General features: G+C 67.3%; 20 protein-coding genes. 7 read left to right on the top strand and 13 right to left on the bottom strand.

Annotation, left to right across the window (positions count from 1 at the left end):
- Window positions 1-91 precede the first annotated feature (91 nt).
- The gene (locus tag GGR33_RS24295; protein WP_183513353.1) at window positions 92-457 is read left to right on the top strand and encodes a winged helix-turn-helix transcriptional regulator; all 366 of its coding nucleotides are present in this window, start codon (window positions 92-94) and stop codon (window positions 455-457) included.
- On the opposite strand, the gene GGR33_RS24300 is transcribed toward GGR33_RS24295, so the two are convergent.
- Entirely contained in the window at window positions 454-918 is a 465-nt protein-coding gene (locus tag GGR33_RS24300) for a DUF6632 domain-containing protein (RefSeq protein ID WP_343068623.1), read from the bottom strand. The genes GGR33_RS24295 and GGR33_RS24300 overlap by 4 nt on opposite strands.
- A gap of 683 nt (window positions 919-1,601) precedes the next feature.
- Between GGR33_RS24300 and GGR33_RS26330 the strand changes: the two genes are divergently transcribed.
- On the top strand, window positions 1,602-2,378 hold the full coding sequence (locus GGR33_RS26330; protein WP_183513099.1) for a hypothetical protein: 777 nt from the start codon (window positions 1,602-1,604) through the stop codon (window positions 2,376-2,378).
- On the opposite strand, the gene GGR33_RS24310 is transcribed toward GGR33_RS26330, so the two are convergent.
- From GGR33_RS24310 to GGR33_RS24320, 3 genes are all read right to left on the bottom strand, one after another.
- On the bottom strand, window positions 2,375-2,974 hold the full coding sequence (locus GGR33_RS24310) for a class GN sortase (protein WP_183513106.1): 600 nt from the start codon (window positions 2,972-2,974) through the stop codon (window positions 2,375-2,377). The two genes, GGR33_RS26330 and GGR33_RS24310, sit on opposite strands and share 4 nt — an antisense overlap.
- A complete protein-coding gene (locus tag GGR33_RS24315) occupies window positions 2,974-5,127 on the bottom strand; it encodes a marine proteobacterial sortase target protein (RefSeq protein ID WP_183513117.1) in 2,154 nt (717 codons plus the stop codon). Before GGR33_RS24315 ends, GGR33_RS24310 begins: the two co-directional genes overlap by 1 nt.
- A gap of 162 nt (window positions 5,128-5,289) precedes the next feature.
- The gene (locus tag GGR33_RS24320; protein ID WP_183513122.1) at window positions 5,290-6,963 is read right to left on the bottom strand and encodes a methyl-accepting chemotaxis protein; all 1,674 of its coding nucleotides are present in this window, start codon (window positions 6,961-6,963) and stop codon (window positions 5,290-5,292) included.
- A gap of 269 nt (window positions 6,964-7,232) precedes the next feature.
- On the opposite strand from GGR33_RS24320, the gene uvrA reads away from it, so the two are divergent.
- Both uvrA and GGR33_RS24330 read left to right on the top strand, forming a co-directional pair.
- Window positions 7,233-10,262 (top strand): excinuclease ABC subunit UvrA, encoded by a 3,030-nt coding sequence (uvrA, locus tag GGR33_RS24325; protein ID WP_183513134.1) that lies wholly within the window; start codon window positions 7,233-7,235, stop codon window positions 10,260-10,262.
- A gap of 534 nt (window positions 10,263-10,796) precedes the next feature.
- The gene (locus GGR33_RS24330; protein ID WP_183513140.1) at window positions 10,797-11,819 is read left to right on the top strand and encodes a transporter family protein; all 1,023 of its coding nucleotides are present in this window, start codon (window positions 10,797-10,799) and stop codon (window positions 11,817-11,819) included.
- A 331-nt stretch (window positions 11,820-12,150) separates the two neighbouring features.
- Here the strand turns inward: GGR33_RS24330 and GGR33_RS24335 are convergent, their stop codons facing one another.
- Together GGR33_RS24335 and GGR33_RS24340 are read right to left on the bottom strand one after the other, a co-directional pair.
- Window positions 12,151-12,864, bottom strand: coding sequence for an anti-sigma factor (locus GGR33_RS24335; RefSeq protein ID WP_183513151.1), 714 nt, complete (start codon window positions 12,862-12,864; stop codon window positions 12,151-12,153).
- Window positions 12,861-13,412, bottom strand: a complete 552-nt coding sequence (locus tag GGR33_RS24340; protein WP_183513155.1) for a sigma-70 family RNA polymerase sigma factor — start codon at window positions 13,410-13,412, stop codon at window positions 12,861-12,863. The genes GGR33_RS24335 and GGR33_RS24340 overlap by 4 nt, the downstream gene beginning before the upstream one ends.
- 327 nt (window positions 13,413-13,739) lie before the next feature.
- On the opposite strand from GGR33_RS24340, the gene GGR33_RS24345 reads away from it, so the two are divergent.
- Entirely contained in the window at window positions 13,740-14,714 is a 975-nt protein-coding gene (locus GGR33_RS24345; RefSeq protein ID WP_183513161.1) for a S1C family serine protease, read from the top strand.
- Window positions 14,715-14,780: 66 nt separating this feature from the next.
- Here the strand turns inward: GGR33_RS24345 and GGR33_RS24350 are convergent, their stop codons facing one another.
- Together GGR33_RS24350 and mddA are read right to left on the bottom strand one after the other, a co-directional pair.
- Complete coding sequence (locus GGR33_RS24350; protein ID WP_306484358.1) at window positions 14,781-15,539, bottom strand: TIGR01458 family HAD-type hydrolase; 759 nt, start codon at window positions 15,537-15,539, stop codon at window positions 14,781-14,783.
- Between the two features lie 331 nt (window positions 15,540-15,870).
- Complete coding sequence (gene mddA, locus GGR33_RS24355; protein ID WP_183513169.1) at window positions 15,871-16,656, bottom strand: methanethiol S-methyltransferase; 786 nt, start codon at window positions 16,654-16,656, stop codon at window positions 15,871-15,873.
- Between the two features lie 300 nt (window positions 16,657-16,956).
- On the opposite strand from mddA, the gene trmFO reads away from it, so the two are divergent.
- Window positions 16,957-18,381: a methylenetetrahydrofolate--tRNA-(uracil(54)-C(5))-methyltransferase (FADH(2)-oxidizing) TrmFO gene (gene trmFO / locus GGR33_RS24360; protein ID WP_183513180.1), complete on the top strand. Its 1,425-nt coding sequence runs from the start codon at window positions 16,957-16,959 to the stop codon at window positions 18,379-18,381.
- Window positions 18,378-19,703, top strand: coding sequence for an MFS transporter (gene tcuC / locus GGR33_RS24365; RefSeq protein WP_183513185.1), 1,326 nt, complete (start codon window positions 18,378-18,380; stop codon window positions 19,701-19,703). The genes trmFO and tcuC overlap by 4 nt, the downstream gene beginning before the upstream one ends.
- Here tcuC and GGR33_RS24370 read toward each other — a convergent pair.
- The 5 genes from GGR33_RS24370 to secF form a co-directional block, all read right to left on the bottom strand.
- Window positions 19,634-20,248 (bottom strand): GNAT family N-acetyltransferase, encoded by a 615-nt coding sequence (locus tag GGR33_RS24370; protein ID WP_183513189.1) that lies wholly within the window; start codon window positions 20,246-20,248, stop codon window positions 19,634-19,636. The genes tcuC and GGR33_RS24370 overlap by 70 nt on opposite strands.
- Window positions 20,249-20,372: 124 nt before the next feature.
- Complete coding sequence (locus GGR33_RS24375; protein ID WP_183513195.1) at window positions 20,373-22,112, bottom strand: L-lactate permease; 1,740 nt, start codon at window positions 22,110-22,112, stop codon at window positions 20,373-20,375.
- A gap of 147 nt (window positions 22,113-22,259) precedes the next feature.
- Window positions 22,260-23,141, bottom strand: coding sequence for a phytoene/squalene synthase family protein (locus tag GGR33_RS24380; protein WP_183513200.1), 882 nt, complete (start codon window positions 23,139-23,141; stop codon window positions 22,260-22,262).
- A gap of 10 nt (window positions 23,142-23,151) precedes the next feature.
- A complete protein-coding gene (locus GGR33_RS24385) occupies window positions 23,152-23,535 on the bottom strand; it encodes an Mth938-like domain-containing protein (RefSeq protein ID WP_183513205.1) in 384 nt (127 codons plus the stop codon).
- An 8-nt stretch (window positions 23,536-23,543) separates the two neighbouring features.
- On the bottom strand, window positions 23,544-24,485 hold the full coding sequence (gene secF, locus GGR33_RS24390) for a protein translocase subunit SecF (protein ID WP_183513216.1): 942 nt from the start codon (window positions 24,483-24,485) through the stop codon (window positions 23,544-23,546).
- Window positions 24,486-24,530 lie beyond the last annotated feature (45 nt).

A 24,530-nucleotide genomic window follows, 5' to 3' on the forward strand; every position in this document is an offset into this window, starting at 1 on the left:
TTACTTATGGAAACCGGGTAACTTCCGGTTACCGCCGTTTTCGGGTATCCTATGGGAAACTAGGTTGCGGTTCGGATCCCGGTACGACGTGATGGTCTTGAAGCTGAGGAAGAAGGTGCCCCCGCCACCGGGCTGCCCGATGTCAGCCTGCATGAACCTGCTCGGCGGAGCCTGGACGCCCGACGTCATCTGGAACCTGAGCGAGGGGGCGCGCCGCTTTTCGGAGCTGCGCCGGGCGATGCCGGTGATCTCGGCTAAGGTGCTGAGCGCCCGGCTGAAGGATCTCGAGGAGCGCGGCGTGGTCTCGCGCTCCGTGCTGGCGACGACCCCGCCGAGTGTGGACTACGCCCTGACCGATCTCGGCGAGGAGCTGATCCCGGCGATTCGTGCCATCGTCGAGGTCGGCTCGAAGCTGCATCAGCGGACGAGGCTGGAGGCGGCAGGGCGCGCCGCCTAGGCGCCTCGCGGCATCAGGAATGCCAGCACGGCGGCGACGATCAGCAGCGCCGGCACGTCGCCGAGGAGGTGCCCCCGGTGCTCCGGCTCGGCCAGCGATTGGGCCGCCATGATGCCGCCATGCACGACGCTCGACCAGATCGTGCACCAGATCAGGCTTCGATGGGCGAGCGGATCGCGCGACGCGTAGAGCAGGAAAACGCCCAAGGTCGCGTAGATCCCGATGATCATCTGCAAATATTGCGACGACCCGCCATGGTGCCAGGCCCAGCGGGACGGCCACAGGATCGTGAGCGGGTAGAACGCCACGAGACAGATCAGACCGACGGCGAAGAGGCGATGTGGAGGAGCCTGATGCGCGTTTCGACGGGCATGGCTCCTCTCCTCTTTGCCGCGCGTGAATACAGGTTTCGGCATCCATATCGATCGAAATCGGAGATTTCGGCGCTTCTCGTTTGTCATGAGTTGCCTCACGCCGAGATCCGGCGCACCGTCATTTGGGATGATGTTGCGACGTGGGTCGTCGGCGCCAGGAGCGTTTCGTGTGTCCAGCACGTGGGCGCCTCCTGCCGTCGGGGACTCCAGCGCCGCCGGGAGAGCGAGGGGGCGCACATGGCGGGCCGCCTTCTGCGATGCAAGCGATGCCGTCAGCCGATCCTCAGCGACGCGCGGTGCTGTCCACACTGCGCGCTGGCGCTCCCCGTTCGACGCTTCAGGGCAAGCAACGTCCTCATCGCCGTTATCCTCATTGCGGCAGCGGCTTGGCTAGTTCGATCGAACGGTACGACCTTCACCAGCGGTGTGACTTCCGTCATCGGCAGCGCCACGACGGCGCTCAAGACGGTCGACGGGCCGCCGGACACCTTCTCGGCTGCCTGCTCTAGGCGTGGTGGAACCGTCGTCGAAGCGCGCAGTCGCGACGGCGTAACGCTTCGGCGTTGCGCGCTCTCATTCGATGACGACGTCAGGTAATCAGAAACCTTTCCTTCAATGCAACATGCGAGTCGATTTCCTTTCGTCCTGTGCTAGCAGTAATGAGTATCTGCCGCCTGACAGGAGCACGAAAACTTGTCTCGATGGCTGAGGATGGTCGTTGATGGAGTCGGGGGATGCCCACGGCCCGGCAAACTCCGCCGAAATCTGCCTTGTCGGAACCGGAAGGCTTCATCTCCGAGACGTGGCAGCGTCGGTTCGTTCGACGGTACGGCTGGCTGATCTGGCTGACGGGCGCCTGCGGTCTGCTCGGGATCGGGGCGGTGACCTTTCTGGCGAACCGGCAGCGACCGCCGGCCGAGCAGAGCCAGACGGTCGCTCTCCAGAAGACGAACGGCCCATCGACGTCCGCCCCTACGCCTGCTCCCGCGCCCGTAACGACTCCTGCCCCTGCCCCTGCTCCGGCACCGGCGAAAAGCGATTTCTGGACGCCCTGGAAGGCGGCCGACTACCGCCGGGTCGTCGAAGAGGGCAAGCCCATCCCCGAACAGGTCGTAGATCTGCCGCCCCCGGTGCTCGAGGCGCCGAACGAGCCGCCTGCCGCCGCTCCGGAAGACGCTCCTCCCGCCTCGACCGGAACCACGAAGTCCACGGAACAGGCGGACGCCGCGGCGAGCCTCCCGGCCACGCCCGAGACGACCGGCCCCAGCGGAGAGGATGGGGTTTCCAATACGGAATCGCTGCTGCCCAGCGATAAGATCAAGGAGGCCGACCGCTATCTCGGTCGCGGCCAGATCACCATCGCGCGCTACATCTACGAGGAAGCCTTCAAGGCAGGCGACGTGCTCGGCGCGATCGGCATGGCGAGGAGCTACGATCCCGCCTACCTGAAGTCGATCCGCTCACGCGCCGTGGGCCAAACCGAGAAGGCCGCTCTCTGGTATGCCCGGGCTGCCGAGATGAGCGCCCGAGTGCCGAAGCGCCCTTAATCGGATCGCGCGTCGCCCTGCCCATCGCTTTCCGCCTCCACGATCAGTCGCAGCGGCCCATGCGTGACGGCGTCGAGGGGCCAGCAGGTGGAAAGGGCGAGGTGGCGCCCCGGTGCCCGAGGGTCGATGCCGGATTCGTCCCAGCGGGCGACGCGGCTGCCGGTGACGCGGAACGTGGCCATCGTGCCGTCGGAGCGGGTGACGGCGATGGGATCGCCGGGCCTGAGCCGCCCCAGCACCGCGAATTGCGTGTCCCGGTGCGCCGCGTAGACCGCCGTGCCGGGCTCGCCGGCCTCCGGTGTGCCCTCGACATGGCCGGGGCCGAAGGCCAGCGCTTGGCCGCTGCTGCCGGCCAGCGCGATGTAGCTCTCGCCGCCGAGGCTGAGGCGCGCCTCCGGCACCGTATCGGCCCAGGGCCAGGGCTTTTCGGGGTGGCCGCTGGCCAGCGTCCGGGCGAAGGCCCGCTCCAGCAGAACCTGGGCGAAAGCCGCCTTGGCGGGGATCCAGGCGCCCTGGGCGGTGAGTCCGAGGCCGCAGACGATGAGAACGGCGGCCGCAGCCGCCCTCCCCCTCTTTGGGTTTCGCAGGGCGCGCATCAGGCGAACCGGCGCGAGCGGGCGACGAGCAGGCCGAGGCCGAGGAGCGTCAGGCCGAGCCAGAGGCGGATCTCGAAATCCGTCGCCGTCTGAGGAAGCGCCACGGCGGGAGCGGCGGCTCGGCGGAGTTCGGCACGGCGCTGCACCGGCGGCGGCGCGATCGGGGCGGCCCGCTCGCCGGCGGTCCCGAACACTTTCTCGAAGTCCCAGCCCGCCGGCAGGTTGAGCGGCAGCTCGGCCGAGCTGAGGCGCGCTCCGGCCGGACGGCGCGGGGTCGCATCGATGGCGACGAGGCTGGTCAGCCGCGTCATCAGCTTGTGGCCGAGCGCCAGCTCGAGGATCGCCGCATCCGCGCTCTCTGCGGTCATCCTGCCGGTGATGCGCGCGGTCTCGGCATCGCCGATCTTGGCCCGTGCCCAGGCCTTCGAGATGCCGGCGCCCTCGGGGGCAGAGGACAGGTCGAGGGTCTGGCTCCAGGGCGTGCCGCCGATCCGGCCGCTCAGGGTCAGGGTGCCGGTGGCCTGCGGCAGCTTGGCCGAGAGCACAAGCGGCTCGCCGCGATAGAGGTCGGGCAGCAGGCCGGGGGTCACGTCCGCCCCACCCTCGGAGAAGGTGGCGGTCAGGTCAGTGACGACCGGGCTTTCGAGTTTGGAGAACAGCTCGCGGGTGCGTTCGGCGACCTGATCGATCGTGCTGATGTTGGTGTAGCTGCCCCGGCCGAGCTCGGCCGCATGCTGCATCAGATGGCCGTTCGGGGCCGAGCCGATGCCGACCATGAAGAGCCGCGAGCGGCCCCTTCCCGCAGCGATGGCGGAAAAGATCTGGGCCTCGTTGCCGATGGCGCCGTCGGTGAGGAAGACGACCTGGCGGATGCTTTTCGTGTCCTCCGGATTGGTGTCCTTGAGGGCCGCCTGCAGCGGGGCGAGCATCTCGGTGCCCCCATTGGCCTCGAGGGCAGCGACGTATGCCTTGGCCCGGTCGAGGTTGGCCTGATCCGCCGGCACGGAGGCCGGAAACACGCTGTCCATGGTGTGGTCGAAGCGGATGACGTTGAAGCGGTCGTTCGGTCCGAGGCGGTCGAGGGCGGCGAGCAGGCCGGCCTTCGCCTGGCGGATCGAGGTGCCGCCCATCGAGCCGGAATTGTCGATGACGAAGGTGACGTCGCGCGGCAGGCGCGGGCCGGCCTTGCCCTCGGGCGGGGTCAGCGCGGCGAGGACGTAGTCCCGGTCGCCGACATGCTCGCGGAACAGGCCGACGGTCGGCGTCACGCTCGGCGCGGGCTTCCAGACCAGCTCGAAATCGCTGTCGGCCGGAACCGGGCCGTCGGCGAGGCTGATGGTGCGGCTTTGCGGGCCGGCTTCTTCGATGTTCACCTTGTGCGTGTCGCTGCGCAGAGCGCCGAGATCGAAGCCGGCCTTCAGGCTGACGTTCACGGTGACCGGATTGACCGGGGCATGCGTCGCGGGATCGAGCACAGGCGGGGTGATGCGGTCGCGATCCGGCACCGGATCGGCGCCGCCCGTGGCCGGGCCTTCGCCGACGAGGTTCACGATCGGCGGGGCCGGGTTGTAGCGCGGCGCGACGACGAGGGGCACGCGCAACGAGTAGCGGTCGCCGGTATGGCGCACGGTCTGCTGGTACTCGATGCGCACCAGAACCGTCTCGCCGGGGCCGATATTGGCGACAGCGTTGGTGAAGACGTTGGGGCGTTCCTGCTCGGTGAGCGCGGCCGTCTTGCCCTCGCTCTTGGCCGCCTCGTAGTCGCGCTTGGCCTGGGCGCGCTCGCGGATGTCGGCGACCACGATGCGCTCACCGATGACGAGCTTCATGCTGTCGACCGCCGCGTCCTCCGGCAGCGGATAGACATAGGTGCCTTCGACCCATTCCTTGGTGGTGTTGCGGAAGGCCTGGGTGACGACGGCGCGGGCGGTGGGGCCGCTGACGTCGACGGTGACGTCGGTCATCAGGCGCGGCGCCTCGACCGGGGCAGCGTCGTCCGGACCGCGCAGGACGAGTTCGCCGCTGCCGGGCGGGGGCGTGGCGGCTCGGGTTGCGCCGGGGATGGCGAAGAGGGCGAGGAATCCCAGGAACAGCGGGGCGAGGCGCGCGGCCCGGGGCCGCGTTCGCGCGAGGGGGAAGGCGAGGACGGACATGATGGATCTCCCGATCGTCCGGCATTGGTGCCGGGTCGATCGAGAGCGTCCTTCGCGGCGGTCTACGCCGCCACGGGAAGTGTCAGGCTTGTTCGGCCCGGAGCCGGACAGGACGGGTGGCCAGAGGCGGTTCCGTCCGGCCCTTGTGCGTGGACGTGCGGATCAGGCCGCCCGCACCGTGGCGAGGAAGCGCGAGACCTCGGCGCTGAGCGTCTCGGATTGCAGGGACAGCTCGGAGGCCGATGCCAGCACCTGGCTGGCGGCGGCGCCGGTCTCCTCCGCCGAGCCGGCGAGGCTGGAGACGTTGGTGGTGACGTCGCTGGTTCCGGTCGCGGCCTGCGCGACGTTGCGGACGATCTCCTGCGTCGCGGCGCCCTGCTCCTCGACGGCGGCGGCGATCATCGTCGCCACGTCGCTGATCTCCCCGATGCGCGCAGTGATGTCGCCGATCGCCGTGACGGCCTCGCCGGTGGCACCCTGGATCCGGGTGATCTGCGATGCGATCTCGTCCGTCGCGCGGGCCGTCTGGCTCGCGAGCGCCTTCACCTCGGAGGCCACGACGGCGAAGCCGCGTCCGGCATCGCCCGCCCGCGCCGCCTCGATGGTGGCGTTGAGGGCGAGAAGGTTGGTCTGGCCGGCGATCGTCGCGATCATCGCGACGACGTCGCCGATTCTCGCAGCCGAGTCCGAGAGCTCCGACACGAGGGTCGCCGTGCGCGAGGCTTCCTCGACCGCCGCGCGGGCGAGGCTCGACGAGCCGCCGACCTGCCGCCCGATCTCCTGCACCGACGAGCCCAGCTCCTCGGCGGCGGCGGCGACGGTGTTGACGTTGCTGGCAGCCTCTTCCGCAGCGGCCGCGACCTGTGTCGATTGCGCGGCGGTTCCGCTCGCGGTTCCGGACAGGCTCTTGGCGGTCGCCTGCAACTCGGTGGCCGCCGAGGTGACCGCGCCGACAATGCCGCCGACGGCGCGCTCGAAGCCGTCGGCCATCTGGCGCATGCCGGTCTTGCGCTGCTCCTCGGCACTGGCGCGGGCGAGCTCGGTTTCCGTCTCCAGCTCGCGTGTGCGGATGAGGTTGTCCTTGAACACCGAGACTGTCGCGGCCATCGCGCCCACCTCGTCCTTGCGCTCCAGCCCCGGAACGGTGCGCGTCGCATCGCCAGCGGAGAGCGCCTGCATCATCTCGTTGAGGCGGCCGAGCGGACGCAGGACGCTCACCAGAACGATCGCGAGCGCCAGGATCGTGGCTGCCGCGCCGAACAGAATGGTGCCGCCGCCGATCCACTCGCTGACGACATAGGCGGCCATGCTCGACTCGTAGGTCGCACCGGCCTCATCGATCTGCAGGTCGACGAGCTGTCCCACCGACTCGCTGACGGGGTCGATCACGGCGTAGAGCCGCTCGGTCACGAAGCGATCGAGCCCTGCGCGATCGCCACGGCGCAGGATCTGGAGAAGATCCGTGACCGCTGCATCCGCATTCGCCATCTGGGCGCTCGTCGCGGCTGCGAGGCGTTGCTCGGCTGGGGTCATGTACGTGGCCGCATAGGCCTTCCAGACCGTGCCGATGCGGCCCCGGGCCTCCTCGATCGACGCGATGCCCGCAGGCCATGCCAGATTGCCGTTGCGAACCTTGTGAGAGGTATCGACGATGTTCACGGCGTACATGTCGGCTACGATTTTCAGCTGCCGGAGCGGCACGACTCGGTCGGCATAGACGGTCTTCATGCCGCTCTCGGCGACGGATGAGGCATAGATGCCCGCGCCTCCCACGAGGAGCAGGGCGAGGAACAGCGCGCCGATGACGGCGAGCAGGCGGGTCTTGATCGAGTGCATTGCGGATCTCGGAGGAGGAGGCCGCTAGCGTGTTGTTCTTTAATGGTTAAGCTTAGGTTGGTCCGCGACGTTGGAGGGAACGCGTCTTCGACCAAAGTCGGGTGCATGCTGCGCATGGGACCCGCAAATCGGCGGCAGTGTACTCTTTTCGTTCCAACGGCTAGAGAAAGCCGAATGGCCTTGTCCGGATCCTGAGGGACACGACATGGGTTTCACGCCGCGCTTGCTGCCGGCGTATTGTTGCGACTTCACGCGAGACTGAGCCCTGCATGGCCAGAGCCCCATCCGCCGCCAAGCCGGCGAAAGCCGTGCCCGCCAGATCCAGCGCGAAGGCGACGTCCAAGCCCTTCGAGAAATCCGACTCAGAGCTGAACCGGATGTTCGACGAAGGCGTGTCGGCGCATGACCGGCGCGTCATCTCGGTGCGCGGCGCGCGCGAGCACAATCTCAAGAACGTCGACCTGACGATTCCGCGCGACAAGCTGGTGGTATTCACCGGCCTCTCGGGCTCGGGCAAATCCTCGCTCGCCTTCGACACCATCTATGCCGAGGGCCAGCGCCGCTACGTGGAATCGCTCTCGGCCTATGCCCGGCAGTTCCTGGAGATGATGTCGAAGCCGGACGTCGACCAGATCGACGGGCTCTCGCCGGCCATCTCCATCGAGCAGAAGACGACGTCCAAGAACCCGCGCTCGACGGTGGGCACCGTCACCGAGATCTACGACTACATGCGCCTGCTCTGGGCGCGCGTCGGCATCCCCTATTCGCCGGCCACCGGCCTGCCGATCGAGAGCCAGACCGTCAGTCAGATGGTCGACCGGGTGCTCGAACTGCCTGAAAAAACACGGCTTTATCTGCTGGCGCCCGTGGTGCGCGGGCGCAAGGGCGAGTACCGCAAGGAAATCGCGGAGTACCAGAAGAAGGGCTTTCAGCGCCTTCGCATCGACGGCGAGTACTACCCGATCGACGACGCGCCCAAGCTCGACAAGAAGCTGAAGCACGACATCGACGTGGTGGTGGACCGCATCGTGGTGCGCGAGGACATGGCGAGCCGCCTCGCCGAGTCGTTCGAGACGGCCCTGGAGCTGGCCGACGGCATCGCCGACATCGAGTTCGCCGATGCGCCGGAGGGCGAGGCCCCTCGGAAGATCACGTTCTCGTCGCGCTTCGCCTGCCCGGTCTCGGGGTTCACCATACCCGAGATCGAGCCCCGGCTCTTCTCCTTCAACAACCCGTTCGGCGCCTGCCCGGTCTGCGGCGGAATCGGCCACGAGATGCGGATCGACCCGGAACTCGTGATCTCCGACGAGGCCCTCAGCCTCAAGCGCGGCGCGGTAGCGCCCTGGGCGAAATCCACATCGCCCTATTACGACCAGACGCTCGAAGCGCTGGCCAAGCATTTCGACTTCAAGACGACGGTGCCCTGGGCGGCGCTTCCGACGGAGGCCCGCATCGCCATCCTCTACGGCACCGAGAAGCAGTCCGTGCGCTTCGCCTACAACGACGGCCTGCGCTCCTACTCGGTGAACAAGCCTTTCGAGGGCGTCATCCCGAACCTGGAGCGGCGCTACAAGGAGACGGAGAGCGACGCGGCCCGCGAGGATATCGGCCGCTACATGAGCGCCACTCCCTGCGAGGCCTGCGACGGCAAGCGGCTCAAGCCCGAGGCGCTCGCGGTCAAGATCGACATGCAGGATATCGGGCAGGTCACGGCGCTCTCGGTGCGCGATGCCCATCGCTGGTTCTCCGAGATTTCCTCGAAGCTCACCGACAAGCAGAACGAGATCGCGGTCCGCATCCTGAAAGAGATCCGCGACCGGCTGACCTTCCTGGTCGATGTCGGGCTCGAATATCTCACGCTTGGCCGCGGCTCGGGCTCGCTCTCGGGTGGCGAGAGCCAGCGCATTCGCCTCGCCTCTCAGATCGGCTCTGGGCTGACCGGCGTGCTCTATGTGCTCGACGAGCCCTCCATCGGGCTGCACCAGCGCGACAATGAGCGGCTGCTCGGCACGCTCAAGCGGCTGCGCGACCTCGGGAATTCGGTGATCGTCGTCGAACACGACGAGGACGCGATCCTGCAGGCCGACTACGTCGTCGATGTCGGCCCAGGCGCCGGCATCCATGGCGGCCAGATCATCGCGCAGGGCACCCCGCAGGAGGTGCTGAAGAGCCCAGCTTCGCTGACGGCCAAGTATCTGACCGGCCAGATGTCGGTGCGCACGCCGACCGCGCGGCGCATGGCGAAGAAGGGATTGCTCAAGCTCTTCGGCGCGCGCGGCAACAATCTGAAGGACGTCGACGTCGCGATTCCGCTCGGCACCTTCACCTGCATCACCGGCGTCTCGGGCGGCGGCAAGTCCACGCTGGTGATCGATACTCTCTATAAGGCGGTGGCGAAGAAGCTGAACGGGGCGCTCGAGCACCCGGCCCCCTTCGAGCGCCTCGAAGGGCTGGAGTATCTCGACAAGGTCATCGACATCGACCAGTCGCCGATCGGGCGCACGCCGCGGTCGAATCCGGCGACCTATACCGGCGCCTTCACGCCGATCCGCGACTGGTTCGCGGGGCTGCCCGAGGCCAAGGCGCGCGGCTACCAGCCGGGCCGCTTCTCCTTCAACGTGAAGGGCGGGCGCTGCGAGGCCTGCTCGGGCGACGGCGTCATCAAGATCGAGATGCACTTCCTGCCCGACGTCTACGTCACCTGCGATGTCTGCAAGGGCAAGCGCTACGATCGCGAGACGCTGGAGGTGAAGTATCGCGGCAAGTCGATTGCTGACGTCCTCGACTCGACCGTCGAGGAGGCCGCCGACCTGTTCAAGGCAGTGCCGGCGATCCGGGACAAGATGGAGACGCTGAAGCGCGTCGGGCTCGACTACGTCCATGTCGGCCAGCAGGCGACGACGCTGTCCGGCGGCGAGGCGCAGCGCGTGAAGCTGTCGAAGGAGCTGTCGAAGCGCGCGACGGGCCGCACGCTCTATATCCTCGACGAGCCCACCACCGGCCTGCACTTCCACGACGTGGCCAAGCTGATGGAGGTGCTCCACGAACTCGTCGACCAGGGCAACACGGTCGTGGTGATCGAGCACAACCTCGAGGTCATCAAGACCGCCGACTGGGTGATCGACATGGGCCCTGAGGGCGGCGATGGCGGCGGCGTGGTCGTGGCCGAGGGCACGCCGGAGCAGATCGCCGAGTCGACGGCGAGCCATACCGGACGATTCCTGCGGGACGTGCTCGCTCGTCGGCCGGCCAAGCCTGTCGCTCCGCCGGCACCGAAACGCCGCCAAGCCGCCGAGTAGCTCGATTCGAGACGTTCGAACGGGACTCACGGCCGAGCTTGATTCGTCCCGGACGGTCCGGTCGGCCGTCTGAGCCGGTCCGAAGAGCTAACCTAGCCGCCATCGGCCGGCCGTCACTTCGGGCGCGGAAACGGCTCCCTCAGAGTTGTTTGCGCAATCATCCTGCCGCCCCTGCTCGAATTACCTGGTTGGGCAATCTGCGGCAAAGCTTTGATCGGCATGTTTTATTTTGCTGGAGGCGGCGGCTGAATGGTCGCGGCGCGTCCCCATGGTGCGCCACGCAACTCTCTGTTGCTCTGCCGCAAAAATGCGGCTTTTGCGCAACGGTGGATCTGCAACTGCCCAGCCTTACGGCAAAGCTCTGTCCTTCCGGATCGGACTGTAGAATAGTTCCCAACGTTGAGACTTGAGGTGGGGCCGTAAGGGGGCGCCCGGGGCGACCGTACAGAACCCGCGAAGCAAAGCGAGGTACTGACCAAGTCGTTCGGGGGCTACGGGGCGGACGCCTGAAATCCTTGGGAAGGAATGATAACAATGTTGAAGAACTGGATCGCCGCGGGAGCGCTCGCGCTTACCGCCGGCATGACGACCACTGCCGCTTTCGCCCAGACCACCACCGTTCCCGGTGAGCAGGTCGGTCTCGCCACCGGTGCTCCGCTTCCGGAAGGCGTGTACGCCGTCAATACGTTCCTGTACCGCAGCAACGACTTCAACCCGGCCAACGCCGGTGTCGATATCGGCATCAACATCCCGATCCTGCTGTGGTCGACCCCGTGGGTTCCGCTCGGTGGTCGCCTCGAGCTCGCCGTTGCTCCCCCGACCGTGTTCGGCTTCGGTCGTGGTCGCGGCGCCGCTGGCATTCGCGACTTCTCGGTCAACGTCGGCACCTTCGTCGGTGGTCTCTGGGCGTTCGATCTCGGCAACAACTTCGGTGTCAGCTTCCTCGGCGGCGCCTACCTGAACGAGCTCGATGGCGGCCGCGGCCTCCTCGTGAACAATGCCGGCGTGCCCCTGAACCCGCTCGGCGCTGCTCTCGGACAGCTCGCTTCCAACACCTACCGCCTTGGCGTGGCAGGTTCGTACACCGGTGACGGCTGGAACATCACCGGCAACCTGACCTACAACTTCTACGACACGCCCGCCCGCTTCCAGAACGCCAACGTCATTGCGCGTTCGTTCGTCTACAACCCGTCCGACGCTCTCAACCTCGACGTGACGGTCACGAAGAAGTTCGACCTGTTTAACGAGGGCAAGGCGAAGTTCGAGTTCGGTCTGATCGGTTACGGTACCGTCAACCTCGACACCGGCGCTCGTTTCGACGGCTTCGGCAACCAGAACAACCCGGCCTTCAACAACCGCGGCTACTTCGCCCTCGGCGGCCTCGTCGGCTACGACTTCGGCCTCTTCACCGCTCAGGCTTACGTCGCCCACTACGTGGCGTCCGACAGCCGCGCCTACGGCAACGGCGACGTGACCGAAGGTTGGTTCCGCGTGATCGTGCCCCTGTACTCGCCGACCCCGGCTGCCGCTCCGGCCCCGATCGTCCGCAAGTACTGATCCAAACCGGGGCGCCCCGCGGCGCCCCGACGGTCAAACCGCAAAGAGCCGTCCGACCCATCCGGGTCGGGCGGTTTTTCTTTGCGCTGCCGACACGGCGCGTCGGCGAAACGTCCTTCGTCCGGTTGCGTGCCGACGAACGTCTATATGGAGATGTCGGCGGCCGCAGGCGTCGAGGCCAAGGGCGGCGCTACTGCCGGCACCTGCCGCTGCCCAGCCGAGATCGAACGGCGCCCACTCCGCCATCGACGGCGAAAGACGGTCCCGATCTGTCGACACGAGCCCGGTTCGGGTGAACCGCTCTCTGGGATGTGATGAGTAGCCCGAGCCGTCAGTCTCGGATCAGCTTGCCCGTATAGACCACTTGGCCCGTCGGCTGTCCGGTCGGAGAGCCGCCCTGCGGCTCGACCGAGACGGCGATCAAGCCATCACCGGCACCGGTGCCGGGCGGCAGCGAGATCCGGGTGGCGCCGGAGCCGATGAGCCCGAGCGTCTTCGGCGACTTGTCGGCTCCGATGTACCAGAGTTCCAGGCTGCGGCCGTCAGGCGCCTTCGCGGCGACGGGGCGGACCTGCGCCGTGCCGCTGGCCGTGTCGACGCTGACGATCAGTGCCGGCAGGTCGCCCCCGCTTGTGACCACCGCGACGTAGCGCCCCCGTGCGTCCGGTTCGGACGGACGTGGTCCCAAAGCCAGGAACAAGGCGAGCCCGGCCGCGATCAGCCCGGTCCCGGCGGCAGCCGTCCGCCAGCGCCTGACCTGGGCCGCGAGGCCGGCGATCCGGTTGTCGTTGGCCGGATGGGTCAGGGCCGAGGGTCCGGGCAGCGCCTGCTGGATCGCGCTCCAGAGGCGCGGAGGCGGATTTTCGTCCGGCACGGCGAGGCTCAGCGGCGCGAGGCGCCGTTCCCAGTCGCGCACACGCGCCATCGCCACGGGGTCTCGGCCGAGTTCGGCCGCCATTGCCGCGCGCTCGTCGACGGGCAGCGTGCCGAGCACGAATTCGGCGGCGCGGAACTCGCTGTCGCTGTGGAAGGGGCCGCCGCTCATCGCGCGCCCTCCAGGCAGCCCTTCAGGCTGGCGAGTGTGCGGTGCAGCCAGGTCTTGATGGTGTTGACGGGCTTGTCGTGGCGGCGCGCCAGCTCTTCGCGGGACCAGCCCTCGCAGTAGGCCAGCATCACACATTCGGCCTGGACCGCATCGAGGCGGCCGAGGCAGGTTCTCAACGCATCGCGGTCGAGCAACGCCCCTTCGCCGGAGCGCGGGTCGGCCAACTGCTCCAGCCAATCCTCGCCGTCCTCACGCACGGGACCCTGTACCTCGCTCTTCCGCCGCACTCCGTCGATCGCGCGGTTGCGTGCGATGGCGCAGAGCCATGGCAGCGGCCGTCCGTTCTCCGGGACATAGGAACCTGCCGCCTGCCAGACCTTCAGGAACACGTCCTGAAGCACGTCCTCGGCCAAGCTCCTGTCGCGTTGGATACGCAGGACGATCCCGAATAGTTTCGGGGCGGTGAGATCGTAGAGCACCCGCAGGGCGGATTGGTCTCCGGCGGCGATCTCGCGCAACAGCCGGGCCAGGGTCGCGTCGTCACGCACGAGGGATCACCTGTCGGTCGCGTGACATGGCGCTTTTCGAATCCTGGCCAAACCGTTCGCTCGATGGAACGTTGCAGCCATCATTAGCCGAGTGGCCGCCGGGATGCCACGGGGTGACGCCTCGGCTGTCCACGGATCACGATCGCGCGGCAGCGGGTGTCGGAAGGCGCCCCGGCACCTATTTTCCCAGCTAGATCATGCTGCGGCTCGATCGAAGCTGTCGAAACGCAGAAACCTTGATCGTTTCAACGAGTTAGAGCAGGCTTCGAGCGAAAGCCGATTTTTTCGTGGCCCGCTCGAGCCGCCGATCTCACTGGAGGGAGGCTGATGGCCGTCCCAGACCTTTTCAGGATTCCAGCCTCCGTGCAGCCCAAGCCGTCCGATTACAGCTACGATCTCGAGCGCACGCTGACCTCCGTGGTCTCTCTGTCGAGTCGCGTGCCGTCCGAAGCCTTCACGGCCGATACGCTCGGCACCGAGCGGGCGGGCAATGGCGTGGTGATCGGCGCGGACGGGCTGGTGCTCACCGTCGGCTACCTGATCATGGAGGCCGAGTCCGTATGGCTGACGACGCATGACGGCCGCTCGGTGCCGGCGCATGTCGTCGGCTTCGATGCGGCGACGGGCCTCGGTCTGGTGCAGGCGCTCGGCACGCTCGACCTTCCGGCCCTGAAGATCGGCCGTTCGGACACGCTCTCGATCGGAGACAAGGCTGTGGTCGCGGGCGCGGGCGGCCGCGGCCACAGCGTCGCCGTGGAACTCGTCGCGCGCCAGGAATTCGCGGGCTACTGGGAGTACCTGCTGGACGAGGCCCTGTTCACGGCGCCCGCTCACCCGCATTGGGGCGGCACCGCGCTGATCGGCCCGGGCGGCGACCTCCTCGGCATCGGCTCCCTGCAATTGCAGCAGGGCGGTGCCGGCCGGACGCAGGCGATCAACATGGTCGTGCCGATCGACCTCCTGCCGCCGATCCTCGACGAGCTGCGCCTGCAGGGACGCACCGATGCGCCGCCGCGCCCGTGGCTGGGCCTCTACGCCACCGAGACGGAGGACGGTGTCGTGGTGATGGGGCTGGTCGACGATGCGCCCGCCCAGGCGGCGGATCTGCGTGCCGGAGACATCCTCTCGGCCGTCGCGGGCGAGCCCGTCACCGACCTCGCCGGCTTCTTTCGCCAAGTCTGGGCCCTGGGCGATGCGGGCGCACGCGTGCCGTTGAGCGTCCAGCGCGACGGCACCGAGATCGCGCTGTCGGTGATGTCGGCAGACCGCAACGCCTATCTCGTGCGGCCGAAGCTGCACTGATCTCGGCGATGATCTCCGCGGGCCTCGGCCGACCGTCCGCACATCGTCGTGACGACGAGGAAACGATCACCGACGTTCCAGCACCCAGTCCACTGCTTCCCGCAAATCCGCCAGCGTCGCGGTTGGGGCAGGTTTGATCCGGGTTTCGTCCCCGTCCCGGTACTTGCCGGTGCGCACCAGGATCCCGGCCATGCCGGCCGCCATGGCGCCCTCGACGTCGGATTCCGCGTCGTCTCCGATCATCACCGTGCTCGCCGCGGGCGTGCCGAGATCGGCGAGGGCCGAGTCGTAGAAAGCGGCGGCCGGCTTGCCGATGAGGAGAGCCTCGCGGCGGCTCGCATATTCGAGCGCAGCGACGAAGGGTCCGGCATCGAGGCTCAGAGCGCCATCATCCCGAAACGTGCGGTTCCGGGCCAAGGCGATGAAGGCGGCACCGCCGTCGATCAGACGGAATGCAGCGTTGAGCGCGTCGAAGGTGAAAGCGCGGCCCGCATCGCCGACGATCACCGCGTCCGGATCGGCGCCGCTCGGCGGATCGAAGTCCTCCAGCAGAGCGGGGTTCATCAGGAAATGGGGCGACCAGCCGTGCTCACGCACGAGGCCGCGGGCGGCCGTCGCCGGCGTGAAGATGTGCTCGTCCGAGGCGGCGATGCCGAGGCCCTGCAGCGTCTCGCGCAGCACCCGCAGCGGCTCCGAGGTGGTGTTGGTGACGAAACGCAGCGCGATGCCATGGGCGCGCAAATCCGCGACGGCCGCGACGGCATCGCCGATCGCCGCGCCACTGCTGAACACGACGCCACTGAGATCGAGGAGGACGCCACTCATCCTGGTCATCGACGGTACCTTGCTCCTCGGCCAATCCAGACTCAAGCGAACACCGTGCCGCGCCGCTGGTCGACATAGCGCTACGAGTGATGGCGAGGAGGAGACCTTCGAGTGGCGCTCGTGCTGGAAATTCGACGCTCGGTACCGGTCGCGAGCGTCCATCAGGGGCGGATTTTTGCCGGACTACTTTCGGGAAAACATCACGAGATCAGACGGTGGTCTGGATGCCGACAAGCGACCGCTCCGCGCCTGTATCGGCGGCCCCGCCAGCATGAGCATGGCACGCAAGGCGGCCCGATGTTGAAGGCCGCCTCAACCCTTGACGTGCTTGTCAGGCGTCAAGCGATCCCAGCGAAGCGTTAGACTTTGCGGAGGTTCGATTAGACGCCGGCCGAAAGCGCGGCACCAGCATACCGACCTCATCGCGGTAGCGGCGATAGCGATCGCCGAAGACCGTCAACAGATCTCGTTCTTCGAGCTGGATGCCCACGAGTATGTAAACAGTCGTGACTGCAGCGAACAGAAAGTGGCCGACGCTCATCGCCGGAGAAGACCAGAAGGCTATGACGAAGCCGACATAGATCGGGTGACGCACATACCGGTACAGCATCGGCGCCTTGAAGACAGCCTCGCCACTCGCATTGACCGTTCGACGAGCAAAGGTCTGCTTCAGCCCGAACAGATCAAAATGGCTGATCATGAAGGTGCTCGTGACCACGATGAGCCAACCGAGCCAAAACGCGGCTTTTATAGCGCCAGCCATAAGTGGTTTTTCGATGCTCCACACAGATGCTGTGAGAGGCTGCCACTGCCAGAACAGCAGCAGCAGAGCCGCGCTCGCAAGCAGCACATAGGTGCTCCGCTCGATGGGCTGCGGCACGTACTTGGTCCACCATGTCTTGAAACCAGGTCGCGCCATGACGCTGTGCTGGACAGCGAAAAGGCTCAGCAGCCCAAGATTGGCGACCATGGCCGCGGGCCAAGGTAGATCGGGGAGTCCGTCGTCGATGCCCTTCGGTACGAGGATGCCGCCAGTGAAGCCGACAGCATAGAGAAATGTCACCGAGAAAATCAGGTAGGCAAAGAGGCCGTACATCATCGCCGCCACGCGGGTCATGAGCCGCTCCCAAGCTGTCACCTCTGCACGCCAGAGGCTTCAGACTCATGGAGACATCGCTTCTGGCCTTCCGTGACCCTGATCACAGATGGATGGTGCTTCGAAGACTGTCCGCTTGGCTGCGACCCGAAAAACTTGCCCAGGCGAGACAAGATCAAGCCTGATCGTCCATCACCGCCATGAGTCGAAAGCGCATAACGATGTGGGACCGTCTGCGAAGAGATCGCCGAATGCGCCGGCGGCGGATGCTGCCTCTTCGCGCCCGTTGATCGGCGAGGGGGCGATCCGCTATTCCGGCGCATGACCGGAATTGATCCCATCCACATCGTCGGCGGCGGGCTCGCGGGCTCGGAGGCGGCCTGGCAGATCGCCGAGGGCGGCCATCGCGTCGTGCTGCACGAGATGCGGCCCGTGCGCGCCACCGACGCGCACCAGTCCCAGGATCTTGCCGAGCTCGTCTGCTCGAACTCGTTCCGTTCGGACGACGCCAACGGCAACGCCGTCGGCCTGCTGCATCAGGAGATGCGCACGCTCGGATCGCTGATCATGCGGGCGGCGGATGCCAATCAGGTGCCGGCGGGCGGCGCGCTCGCGGTCGACCGGGACGGGTTCGCCGCCGCCGTCACCGCGGCGCTCGAAGGCCATCCCAACGTCACGATCGTCCGGGAGGAGGTCGACGGCCTGCCGCCCGCCGAATGGGGCGACGCCATCGTCGCCACCGGACCCCTCACCTCCCCGGCCCTGGCCGATGCGATCGCCCGGGTCACCGGCGCGGATTCGCTCGCCTTCTTCGATGCCATCGCGCCGATCGTGCATCGCGACTCGATCGACATGGACAAGGCCTGGTTCCAATCGCGCTACGACAAGGCCGGCCCCGGCGGCACCGGAGCCGATTACCTCAACTGCCCGATGAACCGGGAGCAATACGACGCCTTCATCCAGGCGCTGATCGAGGGCGAGAAGACGAGCTTCAAGGAATGGGAGGCCTCGACCCCCTATTTCGACGGCTGCCTGCCGATCGAGGTCATGGCCGAACGCGGCCCGGAGACCCTGCGCCACGGCCCGATGAAGCCGGTCGGCCTCACCAACCCGCATGATCCGACCGTGAAGGCCTGCGCCATTGTCCAGCTCCGCCAGGACAATGCGCTCGGCACGCTCTACAACATGGTCGGCTTCCAGACGAAGCTGAAGCATGCCGAGCAGGTCCGGGTCTTCCGCACGATTCCCGGCCTGGAGAACGCCGAATTCGCGCGCCTCGGCGGCCTCCACCGCAACACCTATCTCGACAGCCCCCGCCTGCTCGACGCGACCCTCCGGCTGAAGGCCGCGCCGCGCCTGCGCTTCGCCGGCCAGATCACCGGCTGCGAGGGCTATGTCGAGAGCTCCGCCATTGGATTGATGGCCGGCCGCTTCGCCGTCGCCGACCGTGCGGGGACGCCGCTGGCCCCCCTGCCCCAGACTACGGCGCTCGGCGCGCTGATCGCGCACATCACCGGCGGCCACATCCTCACCGAGGAGGAGGCAGGCAAGCCGCGTTCGTTCCAACCGATGAACGTGAATTTCGGGCTGTTTCCGCCCCTCGACCACGCGCCGCGCAACGAGACCGGCAAGCGCCTGCGCGGACCCGAAAAGGCTGCACTGAAGCGGCGCGCCCTGACCGACCGGGCGCGGGCGGATCTCGCCGCCTGGCTGGGCGACGATGCTCCGCGAGTGGCCGCGGAATGAGCGGGCTTTCGCACGGGCAGGCGTCGGCATCGACGCTCGGCGCGATCCTGCGCGTCACCTCCGGGAATTTCCTGGAGATGTTCGATTTCTTCCTGTTCGGCTTCTACGCGAACCACATCGCCGCGGCGTTCTTCCCGGCCGAGAGCGCCTTCGCCTCGCTGATGCTGACCTTCGCCACCTTCGGGGCGGGCTTCCTGATGCGTCCCCTCGGCGCCGTCGTGCTCGGGGCCTTCACCGACCGGGTCGGCCGCCGTCAGGGCCTGATCCTGACGCTGGCGATCATGGCGATGGGCACCGTCCTGATCGCCTTCGTGCCATCGTACGCCACCCTCGGTCTCGCGGCCCCGCTCCTGGTGCTGACTGGGCGCCTGCTCCAGGGTTTTTCGGCGGGCGCCGAGCTCGGTGGCGTCTCGGTGTATTTGGCGGAGCTGGCCAAACCCGGTCGCGAGGGCTTCACGGTCGCCTGGCAATCGGCGAGCCAGCAAGTCGCGGTGATGGCCGCGGCGGCCATCGGCTTCGTGCTCAACCGCGCGCTGTTGCCCGAGCAGATGGCTCATTGGGGCTGGCGCATCCCGTTCCTGCTGAGCTGCCTCCTGGTGCCGTTCCTGTTCTACATCCGCGCCTCGCTGCAGGAGACGGAGGTCTTCGCCAAACGGAAGCATCACCCGGAGCTCGGCGAGAGCCTGCGCAAGCTGCTGGAGAACCGCCGGATCGTTCTGCTCGGCATGCTGCTCGTCGCGATGACGACGATCAGCTTCTACGCGATCACGGTCTACACGCCGACCTTCGGCCGGACGGTGCTGGGCCTGAGCGATACCGACAGCCTGATCGTCACCTTCCTCATCGCCGCCTCGAACTTCTTCTGGCTGCCGGTGATGGGAGCGCTCTCCGACAAGATCGGCCGCAAGCCCATCCTGCTCGTCTTCTCGACGTTGACACTGCTCACCGCCTACCCGGCGCTCTCCTGGCTGACCGGCCATGCGAGTTTTTCGGCGCTGCTCGGCATACTGCTGTGGTTCTCGTTCCTCTACGGCAGCTACAACGGCGCCATGGTCGTGGCGCTCACCGAGATCGTGCCGGGTGAAGTCCGCACGGCCGGCTTCTCCTTGGCCTACTCGCTCGCGACGGCGCTTTTCGGCGGCATGACGCCGATTGTCTCGACCTGGGCCATCAAGGAACTCGGCGACAAGGCAGCGCCTGGCCTCTGGATGGCCCTGGGGGGCGCCTGCGGTCTCGCGGCGACGCTGCTCGTCTATCGGGCTCCATCGGGCCGCGCTGCCGCCCGTGAGGCCGCCATGCCGGATGCCACCGGACGCCCCTGAGGTACGTCGCGGATATCCCAGACCATGAGCTGGCGGCCCGGGCGTTTGCCGCCGTCTCCGGTCGGGCGAAAGCCGAGCTTGTGCAGCATCTGCCATGAGGCGACGTTCTCGGGCCGGCACTCGGCGACGATGGCCCGGCGCGGATAGGCTTCCGCCAACGCTCGCACGATGGCCCCGACGCCCTCGCCGCCATATCCACGACCGCGCGCTCCGCCGCCGATCCAATAGCCGATCTCGATGGCCTCGAGCGCGCGAAGATGCGCGCCGACGATTCCGACGAGGCTGCGGTCCTCGCGCTCGACCAGGCCGAGGAAGACGTCACGGCCGGTCGATGCGGCCCGGATCAGACTCCGGGCATCGGCCAATCCGAAGCGCTCGGGCAGAAAGTCGACCGCGCTGGTGACGGCGGGATCGTCGGTCAGGCGGCGCACCTCCTCCGCCATGTCCGCGTGCAGCGGCGCGATGGCGAGGCGCTCGGTCTCGATGATCGGGAGGACGAGGCGTTCCCAGCGGGTGCCTCGCAAGATGCGGGAGAGAATGCCCATGGACTCAAGGTGGGCGCGCCGCGGCGCATGGGAAGGGATCGACGGCGCAAAGCCACTGCAGCGTAAACGAAAAGGCCGCCCCGGATCATCCGGGGCGGCCTGAGGATCGGGTATGACGGACCGATCAGTGAGCGGCAGGTGCCGTCACGGCCGGGTGGATCACCATCTCCGTGAAGGGCGGCACATAGGCCTGCAGCATCACCAGGAGGCCGACGAGGCAGGCCAGCGCGATCGAGTGCCAGAACACGAAGCGCAGGATCTTGCCTTCCTGTCCGAAATACCCGGTGGCGGTGGAGGCCACGACGATCGACTGCGCGTCGATCATCTTGCCCATCACGCCCCCGGACGAGTTCGCCGCGGCCATCAGCACGCCGGACAGGCCGAGCTGTTCCGAGGTGATCCTCTGCAGGCCGCCGAACAGCACGTTCGAGGCCGTGTCCGATCCCGTCAGCGCCACACCGAGCCAGCCGAGCAGCGTGCCGAAGAACGGGTAGAGGATGCCGGTTCCGGCGAAGGCGAGACCCAGCGTGGCGTCGACGCCGGCGTAGCGAGTGAGCACGCCCAGAGCGAGCATCGCCGAGATGGTGATGAGCGAGTAGCGCAGCACCCAGATCGTCTCGATGTAGGCGGTGATCAGGCGCCACGGCGAGAAGCGCATGATCAGGCCCGAGATGATCGCGGCGATGAGTACGCCGGTCCCCGTATAGGACATGTAGGTGAACAGGAAGACCGCGCCTTCGGGGATGGGCTTGGCCACCACCGGGGGCACCTTCATGATCATGTTGTGAAGGCCCGGCACCTCGTATTTCCAGGTGAAGATCGGGTTCACGATGGCCTTGAACCAGCCGGTCCCCCAGATCGCCACCACGATCGAGAGGATGATCCACGGCACCCAGGCCATGAACAGCTGGCCCTGCGAGGCGGTGCGGTCGCCGGTATGGACCTTCGGCATGTCGCCAGGGACGCCGGCGCCGAGAGCGACCGGGCGGGCTTCGCCGTAGCCGATCGAAGGATCGTTCCCACGCAGGGCCGGAGAGGTCCAAACCTCGGCCGGCTTCCAGAACTTCAGGAAGAGCACCAGAGCGCCCATCGAGAAGAGCGAGGCGCCGATGTCGACGATCCAAGGGTTCACGTAGTTCGAGATCGCGAACTGGGCGATCGCGAAGGAGGCGCCGGTGACCAGGATCGGCGGCCACACCTTGATCATGCCGCGGAAGCCCGCGAAGACCCAGATCAGCCAGAACGGCACGATCAGCGAGAAGAACGGAAGCTGGCGGCCGATCATCGCGCCGAGGATGTTCGGATCGTAGCCCGTCACCGAGGCGAGGCCCTGGATCGGGGCGCCGAGCGCGCCGAAGGCAACCGGGGCGGTGTTGGCGATCAGCGAGAGGCCCGAGGCGGCGAGCGGCGAGAAGCCGAGGCCGATCAGGATGGCGCCGGTCACGGCGACCGGCGTGCCGAAGCCGCCGGCACCCTCGAAGAAGGCACCGAAGGCGAAGGCCACGAGCAACAACTGGATGCGGCGGTCGGACGTGATGCCGGCCACCGATTGCTGCAGGATCGCGAACCAGCCCTTCTCCACCGTCAGGCGGTAGAGGAAAATGACGTTGAGGATGATCCAGCCGATCGGAAAGAAGCCGGTGACCATGCCGAGGATGGCGGCGCGTCCGGCGAGGCCCGTCGGCATGCCGAACCCGACAATGGCGACGACGAGGGCGATGACGAGGGCGATGACGGCGGCGATATGCGCCTTGATCTTGCCGCTCGCGATCATCGCGAGCAGGGCGATCACGGGGAGCGAAGCCGCGATGGTCGATAGCCACGCGTTCCCGAAGGGATCGTAGACCTGATTCCAGGGTTGCATGACGCGGTAATCCTCCCTCGGCTCGGTCTATTGCCGGCCTGAAGCATATCGCTAGCAGAGCCAGCGTATCGGCTCAACGCGGTGTAATCATGTATTCAGAGGGTGTTGCACACACGTTCCGGCAAGGCGGATGAAGTGCTGCCGCCGTCAGCTCCGCCTTGCCGTCCACCACAGCCGCCAGACCTTCCGCCAGCGTGGCAGCTCGATCATCGTGTTGAGCGGGTCGTAGTTCGATCGATCCATCGCCGAGAGGTAGCCCTCGACGAGGGCGACGGGCAGGAAGGCTGGGCGCGCGGCCGGGGCGATGGTGCCGCTGGCGGCTTGGTAGGCCTCGAGGTGCCGTCGAGCGAGCGCGCGCAACTCGGCGCAGCTGCGCACGAGGCCCGGGCCGCCGCGGCCGGTGACGACGTCTTCGCGGGTGACGCCGTTCTGCCGGAGCAGGTCGGCCGGCAGGTAGACCTGTCCGTTGCGGGCATGCCACGGCATTGCGCGCAGGAGGCCCGTCACGCCGAAGGCGACGCCGGCATGGCCGGCGGCAGCCGCACCGCCGGGCTCGGCGCCGTCGGCCAGGATGAGGCCACCGAGGCGGATCAGGGCGGAAGCGGTCTCGCCGCAATAGCCTTCGAGATCGTTCACCCGCGGCATCGGATCTTCGTAGAGGTCGAAGACGCGGGCATCGATCAGGTCGACGAAGGGCTGGCGACCGAGCCGGCGTGCGACGATGGCATCGTCGAGGGCCGCGGCGACGGGGTTTGCCTTCACATCTCCCCTCGCCTCACCCTGCAAAGCGTCGCGCCACCATTGCAGGCGGATCTCTCCGGCCATCGGGTTCGAGACGGCATCGCGGACGCGCGCGATGGTCAGGCTGAAGGCGGCCAGTGCGAAGAGATGGGGCCGGAACGCGGCGGGCGCGAAGAGCGTGGCGAGGTAGCGGTCCGGATCACCCTCGCGGACCAGCGCCTCACAATGGCGGAAGGCGAAGTCCAGGCCTTCGCCGGCGGGTTCGAGCTTGCTCTCCGTGCGGGTCACGCGGGCCTCGTCATGCCACCGCGATCAGGGCGGCCGCGACCTTGCGGTTTTCGCCGAGCAGGATGTTGTAGGTCCGGGCGGCAGCGCCCGTCTGCATCGCGTCGAGGCCGATCCCGGCCTCCTTGAGCCGCCGCCGCAGGGGCTCGGGGAACGGCGCGATGTCGATTCCGGTACCGACGAGCAGGAGTTCGATGCGCTCGCTCTCGTCGAGGACCGGCCGCAGGCTGGCGAGGTCGATCGCGCCGGGTGCGGTCACGTCCCAGGCCTTGATCCCCGAAGGCAGCATCAGGATCGAGCCGCGATGCGACATATCCGCGAAGCGGAAGCCGCCATTACCGTAGGAATCGATCCCGAAGCGGCCGGGGACGAACCCGTCGTGAAGGCGCCCGTCCATTCGGGTCCTTACTCGGCCGGCTGCGGCACGCCGCTCTCGCGTTGCGCCGACTTCGCACCCGAGAGCATGAGTCCGATATAGATCAACGACGGAGTCGAAACGAAGATCGCCGAGTAGGTGCAGATCACGACGCCCGCGAGCATCACCACCGCGAAGCCGTGGATCGCCTCCCCGCCGAACAGCACCAGCGAGAGCAGCGCCAGCGACGACGAGATCGAGGTCATCACCGTGCGCGACATGGTCGAGTTGATCGAGAGGTTGAGCAGCTCGACGGTGGGAATCGTCTTGTAGCGGCGCATCAACTCGCGGGTCCGATCGAACACCACGACCGTCTCGTTCAACGAATAACCGACGATCGTGAGGATCGCCGCGATCGAGGTCATGTTGAACTCGATGCGGGTGATGATGAAGATGCCGACGGTCAGCACGATGTCGTGCAGCGTCCCGACGATGGCGCCGAGCGCCAACTCGCGCTCGAACCGGAACCACAGATAGAGCAGCACCGCGACGACCGAGAGCACCACGCCGACGGTGCCCGACTGGACGAGTTCGCCCGAGACGCGGGGGCCGACGGTCTCCGTGCGGCGGAAGTCGTAATCCTTATCGAAGGCGGCGTGCGCCTTCTGCATCACTGCGGTCTGGCCCTGCTCACCGGCCTGGAGCGGCAGCCGCACCAGCACATTGCCCTGGCCGCCGAGCTCTTGCACCTCGGCCTCGCCGAACCCGAAGCCGTTCGCCGTGGTGCGGATCGTGGCGACGTCGGCCTGACCGGATTTCGCCTGCAACTCGACCAGCGTGCCGCCCTTGAAGTCGATGCCGAAATTCAGCCCGATCGTCAGGAACAGCGCCACGGTCGCGAGCGACATCAGCGCCGAGAGCGGGAAGGACAGCCGGCGAAATCGCATGAAGTCGAAATGCGATTCATCGGGCCAAAGGCGGAGCAGGCGCATGGTCTGTCTCGATACGGCGTTCGTGTCGGTCGCGTTCGAAGCGGC

This window comes from Methylobacterium brachythecii (assembly GCF_014196345.1).
In the GTDB taxonomy this organism is placed as follows: Bacteria; Pseudomonadota; Alphaproteobacteria; order Rhizobiales; family Beijerinckiaceae; genus Methylobacterium; species Methylobacterium brachythecii.